Origin of the sequence: Nostoc sp. S13 (assembly GCF_029379315.1) — a bacterium.
In the GTDB taxonomy this organism is placed as follows: Bacteria; Cyanobacteriota; Cyanobacteriia; order Cyanobacteriales; family Nostocaceae; genus Nostoc.
This window is the reverse complement of the sequence record NZ_JAQYWQ010000216.1, coordinates 1-5,620: the sequence shown is the minus strand read 5'-3', so window position 1 is coordinate 5,620 and position 5,620 is coordinate 1. Positions and strand designations below refer to the sequence as shown.

The 5,620-nt window shown below is 42.6% G+C and carries 7 protein-coding genes and 2 pseudogenes; all 9 read left to right on the top strand.

The features are described from left to right. The first annotated feature begins 118 nt into the window (after positions 1–118). Complete coding sequence (locus PUQ00_RS32200) at positions 119–469, top strand: hypothetical protein (protein ID WP_300424010.1); 351 nt, start codon at positions 119–121, stop codon at positions 467–469. Positions 470–547: 78 nt separating this feature from the next. Then, a complete protein-coding gene (locus PUQ00_RS32990; protein WP_366145980.1) occupies positions 548–703 on the top strand; it encodes a hypothetical protein in 156 nt (51 codons plus the stop codon). A 467-nt stretch (positions 704–1,170) separates the two neighbouring features. After that, the gene (locus PUQ00_RS32190; protein WP_300424009.1) at positions 1,171–1,662 is read left to right on the top strand and encodes a hypothetical protein; all 492 of its coding nucleotides are present in this window, start codon (positions 1,171–1,173) and stop codon (positions 1,660–1,662) included. A gap of 139 nt (positions 1,663–1,801) precedes the next feature. Continuing rightward, positions 1,802–2,356 (top strand): hypothetical protein, encoded by a 555-nt coding sequence (locus tag PUQ00_RS32185; RefSeq protein ID WP_300424008.1) that lies wholly within the window; start codon positions 1,802–1,804, stop codon positions 2,354–2,356. Positions 2,357–2,453: 97 nt separating this feature from the next. Further along, positions 2,454–2,726 carry a hypothetical protein gene (locus PUQ00_RS32180; RefSeq protein ID WP_300424006.1) on the top strand — a complete coding sequence of 91 codons (273 nt, stop codon included), beginning with the start codon at positions 2,454–2,456 and terminating at the stop codon, positions 2,724–2,726. Between the two features lie 574 nt (positions 2,727–3,300). Then, a pseudogene (locus tag PUQ00_RS32170) lies at positions 3,301–4,374 on the top strand (hypothetical protein). A gap of 112 nt (positions 4,375–4,486) precedes the next feature. Then, a pseudogene (locus tag PUQ00_RS32165) lies at positions 4,487–4,834 on the top strand (DUF1257 domain-containing protein); the annotation flags it as partial. A 158-nt stretch (positions 4,835–4,992) separates the two neighbouring features. Then, positions 4,993–5,331: a DUF6444 domain-containing protein gene (locus PUQ00_RS32160; RefSeq protein ID WP_300424005.1), complete on the top strand. Its 339-nt coding sequence runs from the start codon at positions 4,993–4,995 to the stop codon at positions 5,329–5,331. Positions 5,332–5,341: 10 nt separating this feature from the next. Beyond that, positions 5,342–5,590, top strand: coding sequence for a transposase (locus PUQ00_RS32155; protein ID WP_300424012.1), 249 nt, complete (start codon positions 5,342–5,344; stop codon positions 5,588–5,590). The last annotated feature ends 30 nt before the right edge of the window (positions 5,591–5,620 follow it).

Here is a 5,620-nt window from a genome sequence, read left to right as displayed (position 1 = left end):
AGAGAGTTGATACGGCTGTTCGTTTAGCGTCCTAACCTATACTTCGATTGCTATATCTCACAAGGCTCGAATATTAACCCCGCCGGCTGAATGGGACTTCACCATACCGAAGTGGAATATGCCTGCTGCCATCTGCCCAGATTGTGGTGGGCATGGGTGCGGCAACTGCTCCTATCGCGGTACTCGTGCAGAAGACTTGTGTATGCCAGTGGACGGCTATCGTTTGAATTATGTGGGCAAGACTGAGATCCAGACTGCTCACAACGTATATCTAGATGGTGAGTTCTTGGGAATTGTCTTCAAGGTCAGAAACGCTGATGAATTATGGGAAAACGACCCCAAGACTTACTATTGGCGGTGTGGCGATGGAGTACGGTATTGGAGTATAAAAGAGGCTGTAGAGGTGCTATCCAGGGCAACTGCTCCGATTGAACTGCCGCAAGTTCGTCGGGAGTTGATAGCGGCGTAAATAAAAAGGTGGGTTCTTATACCCACCATGCAACCATAACCAATCCTTGTAAAATAAAACACAGTTCGCCCTTACAAAATGACCCAGCAACCTCACGATAAATTTGCCAAACAGTTTTTAGAAGAGTTACTTTCTCCCTTTGGGGAAGTAAAAACTAACAGGGAAGTAACTGATGAAACAAGATTTGTTGATGTGTTATTTTCGCCAACACCGACATCTGCGGTTGATGCATAAACTTTAGGATTATTGGGTAGAATAGCGGTATTAAATACTACTTTGCTAGAACCGTTTCGCAATCAACCAAGTAGAACAGAAGTACGTAGTTGTCTACAAAAATTATTTACTGTGATTGCAGACGCGCAACGTCTTGCCAACAGGGAAGACACAACAATAGCAGAGAACGAGCTAGCAAGACTGTGGATCTTAGCGCCTAGTGCTTCAAAAGCTTTGCTCAAGGCTGAATGGCACTAAGTTAAGCTGAAAGGTAAGCGGCGTAGGGATTGCAGAGGAGCAGGGGAGCAGGGGGGCAGAGGGGCAGAGGGGCAGAGGGGAATTTCTAAATATCCGAACGCAATGCTTAAAACTTTTTCTTTCTCCCCTGCTCCTCCGCTCCTCTGCACCCCTGCTGCCTCAACGATTTTCCCTTTTCTTAGCGCCATTCGCTCAAGGCTTTTGAAGCTAAACTAGATTTAGACAATTGGATGAGCGGAGTGTACTTTCTGCCTCTTGGAGTAAGAGCAGCAATAGTAGCGATTAACAAGCTACAAAGAACTCCAGACACGCTTTGGTTTAGGCTGTTGGGTCGGGGAAAGGTACAAATTCAAGCAGTAAATGAATTGGTTGCACTGCTAAGAGAAAACCTTTTGCGCCGGAATGTTCTTGAAATGGTTTACAGGTGGCGTATCAGTGTAATGACACAAACAGATTTAACCGAAGATGACCAGGAGTTAATCATGAATTTAACAGAAGCTTATCAAGAAGCTAGGGCTGCTGCTGTACAAGAGGGAGTAGAGCAAGGACAACGCCAAGTTGTAGAAAACTTGTTGAGATTTAGGTTTGGTTCTGTGGATGAAGAACTCTCAAGAGTGGTCGATAATTTGTTGCAGTTAGCACCAGATGACTTTGCAAGATTTTTACTGGAATTGTCTAGTTTATCCCGTGAAGAGTTGTTAGCAATATTTAATTCACACTAGTAATCCGTAACTACAAATAATTAGTAATAAAAAGCGCTTTTGTGAAATCAAGAGCGCTGTTTTATTGGCTCTACGTTTCACATATCACAATTAAACGGCTGCGCCAATGCAAAAGTGAAAATGCTTTTGGTACAAACAAATGAACCCTCAAGAAAATGCTGAACTACTTGCTGCCTTAATGCGTCAGGAAGAGTTATTAAAGCAGTTAGTCGCAGCAATCAATAAACCGAAACTAGGACTACACTCTGAAGCTGGCAATTGCAAAATCTACTGCAATAGACAGCACGGAGGACTGTGGTACACACTAAACGGTGAACCGAGTGATGTCCCTCAAACTGCCTTAACTGGATATCTAAAAGAACTGCGATTTGAGAATACAGAACGCCGCAAAAAAGAAACCTGCAAGTTGCTGATAACTATTCAAGCAGACCGGACGTATATCTTAGAATCCGGTTATGATACTCACTTTTCTAAAAGCTTGTTAACCGCGATCGCAACTCTTACTCCAGAACAACTATATTCTCCGATTACACTACAGCTTACTCCAGGGACAACCGATGAAAGCGTGTTGTTCTGTCGGGTGTGGGTTGGGTCGGAATTAGTCATGGCATCCTACAACGAGCAAACAGAGTGGCGAGAGGTCAGTAAACAGGCTTTAGCTGTGACAAAAGCTGCGAATGAGATAGCGGTTTAACTCGTTGTAAACAGAGTTTGGGCAATTGTAATTAGAAGTTGCTCAAGCTTTGTCTACAGCTAATACATGCTGTCTAGCTATCCACCAATAACAAGAAATGACAACAACAATCGTTCACCCTAGTATCGAAAACTTACAACAGTTTTCTGGCTCGTTCAACATTGAGAAACTATTGCAATCTGAGGGAATTTTGCCGTGGCTTTTAGCAAATGGCTGGAAGCACGACGATGAATCAAGTTTGATTGCCAACATTATCGATGAGTCTACCAGTATTGATGAAGTTTGGGACTCTGAAGAGTTTGATTTTAACGCCTTACCAGATGAATTAAAAGAAAAATTAAATTTGATTTTCGAGCATTTCTATCTGTAATCTTCTGTCATTTTCAATCAATAACTAACGCAAAGGGAACGAATTGCGTGAAAAACTCTCCAGTCAGATTTAATCAGCCTAACTGTAGAGAAAAATCGATTCCACGATAAATTATGGCACACTTCACTGCTACTAAGATGAAATTAAATTTGATTAAGATTTACGATACAACGCTATTAAGCTCATCGAAAGTTTACCAAATAAACGGTACGCTTTCTCGATATTTGGGTGATAAAGGTACTATAAAACATCCACAGTATCTATTTGTCCCTCTGCCAAATCAAAAGAAAAAAGCCAGCTTTCGGCTAAATCGTAACAAACTTATGACTCGCTGTTATGAAGTCGAAGGCATGGTCTATAAGAGGCCTGCGGTAGAGGATAATTCACAGCAACTTCAGCTATTTTAAGCCATGTCTATACATAAACCACCAGTCATTAAAAGACATATTAGGCTACAAAGTAGCTTTACAAAAGTGATCTATAGAGCTACTACAGACATTCAGAAATTGAGAAATAGCCACAAAGAAAGCTTCGCTGAATTGAAAGTGAAAAATAATGATTGAGGTGAATAATCATGGTACAAGCAATCGACAACCCTATTGCTGCAAATTTCCTAACTGATGCAGTAGTCGAGCGCCACAATTTCTCACAGTTAAATAAAACCCGCATTCGCTTTCGTATCCAGTTAAAGAAAAGTACAAAGTCTGCCGCTCCTAAATGGGCAGATGTCTTAAAAGCTGAAGTCTCTGAAATCGAATCAGACCTTGTGAAAGTTACTAATTCCGAAGTTGGTTTGCGGGGTATTAAGGTATTCAAAAAGCTTGATGAAGCTGCTGCCCAATTGAGGCAAGAGATTGCTTCAGTTCAAGAATGGATGTCTGCTGATACTGGTGATTGGGTTTGTCCGATTGATTTAGCTTCCCTGGTATGGAATCAGCTAATCAATATAAGAGATAATATCGCCCCTGGATTGCGTAATTAATTAAAAGCTGATTATGAAGCTGGGTTGGTTGATTATCAAGAGCGAATTGACCAGTTCCTCTCACTTAATACTTGGGAATTACCCCACGATAAGCAAGAATCAGTCAAAGCCAACTTGCTAAGAGCATTCCCCACTCTCACTGACCTCGAAGACTATTTGCAGGTCGTCATTGGTCGCCCGGTAATCATACCTGCTTTGTCCGAACAACTCAATCAGCAGCAAGCCGAATGTCTTGACCAGATTACCAAGTTCATTCAGCAGTATGACCAAAATCTGGAGCAAAGGCTACGGGAATCAGCCCTGGCAGGTGGTGAACAACTGGCGGCGCAGTTGCTTGAAGAGTTGGCTGATTGGGAACCAGGAAGGAAACCCGTACAGTTTAAAAGGAAAATGGAGCGCCATCTGATGAAGGTTCAAGTGCTACTGGCAAACGCTTCACCGGAGGCTGGCAGTAGCTTGGAGGCCATGATGGCGCATCTAGATTCTATCGTTAATGATCCGGCGATTGAGTCTAAGAATCTTGGTTCTGATACGCGCAGTCAACTACAGCAAAAGATAGACTCTATCCGCACCAAGTTGTTAGATGAACAACGCAATCTACAATCACTTGCGACTGACGATGTGGGCTTATCGAAAGCTACCGTGATGTCGTTCAAGTTCAGGTAAAAAACAGTCTTGAGCGAGTGTGCATTCGCTCAAGACTAGCACCTTAAACGAGAAATGCATATACACCTGACAAAGAATACCGCACTTCTACTGCTATAGGAACAAAATTCTCATGTCACACTTCTCAACTGTTAAAACCAAGCTTGTTAACCGTGAATGTCTAGTACAAGCTTTACAAGATTTGAACCTATCACCGCAAGTTCACGAAACAGCACAGCCACTAAAAGGATACTACGGTGGCTATCTTGGACAAAGCGCTGAAATTATCGTATCTGGTCGCACCATAAAAGCTCGTGCAGATATCGGATTCAAGTGGAATCAGTCAACCGGCGTGTACGACGTAATACACGACAGTTATGAAACAGTTCCGAAGTTGGGACAAGACTTTTTTAGTAACAAGTTGATGTTGGCTTACGGACAACGAACGGTGAGAGCTAAAGCTGCCGAGTTACAAGAAAGGTAACCGTTCACAGGAGTTGTCCCGCTACTGTAAAAAATAGGTACAGGTAGATGGTAGATTAAGAGGCATGGATGAAAACTGCCGCCCCTACGGAATCGAAATTTCCGACTTAGATTGGGAAAAGACTCTCTTCCTGTGTCAAAGAACTGGTGGAGAAAATGGGGCAGCACATCAAGCAATCAGAAAAAGAGTTAACTGACTTAAAAGCCCAGCAGCAAGAGCTTTTAGAAAAAATTAATCGCACCTCAAAGAATTCATCATCTCCGCCCTCATTAGACCGACTCAATGCCGACAAGGGTCAAGAAAAGAAGAAGAGTGGTAAAAAGCGAGGGGAACAACCAGGGCATAAAGGTCATAGTCGGTTTCTGTACAATGTGTCCGAATGTGAAAGCGTTTTAGATCACCACCCACAAACGTGTAAATGTTGTGGAGAACAATTAACAGGAGTTGATGCTTTCCCCTATCGTCACCAGATAGTAGAAATTCCGTGCAGTTGAAGAAGCAAAAATATACGTTCAGAACTCGCCTGTAGTTGGAGCCGATGAAACCAGCTTTAACCAAGGTAATGTTGATGGTTCTAACCCAAAACAGAGTAAAGCTTGGTTGTGGGTTGCGGTCACGCCATTGGTGACGTTCTTTGAAATTGCGCTTTCTCGTTGTTCCGACGCAGCTCGCAATCTACTGGGTGATGATTTTCGCGGCATTTTAAACTCAGACAGATATGGAGCATATATAGGACTCCTATTTGATTTCTGAACAAGACTAAGAGAGAATACGGAGAGGTTT

Excerpts from the sequence above, each read along its gene's own strand:
- PUQ00_RS32185 (WP_300424008.1), top strand. The coding sequence starts at position 1,802 with ATGAACCCTCAAGAAAATGCTGAACTACTTGCTGCCTTAATGCGTCAG.
- PUQ00_RS32990 (WP_366145980.1), top strand. The coding sequence starts at position 548 with ATGACCCAGCAACCTCACGATAAATTTGCCAAACAGTTTTTAGAAGAG.
- PUQ00_RS32200 (WP_300424010.1), top strand. The coding sequence starts at position 119 with ATGCCTGCTGCCATCTGCCCAGATTGTGGTGGGCATGGGTGCGGCAAC.
- PUQ00_RS32160 (WP_300424005.1), top strand. The coding sequence starts at position 4,993 with ATGGGGCAGCACATCAAGCAATCAGAAAAAGAGTTAACTGACTTAAAA.
- PUQ00_RS32190 (WP_300424009.1), top strand. The coding sequence starts at position 1,171 with ATGAGCGGAGTGTACTTTCTGCCTCTTGGAGTAAGAGCAGCAATAGTA.
- PUQ00_RS32180 (WP_300424006.1), top strand. The coding sequence starts at position 2,454 with ATGACAACAACAATCGTTCACCCTAGTATCGAAAACTTACAACAGTTT.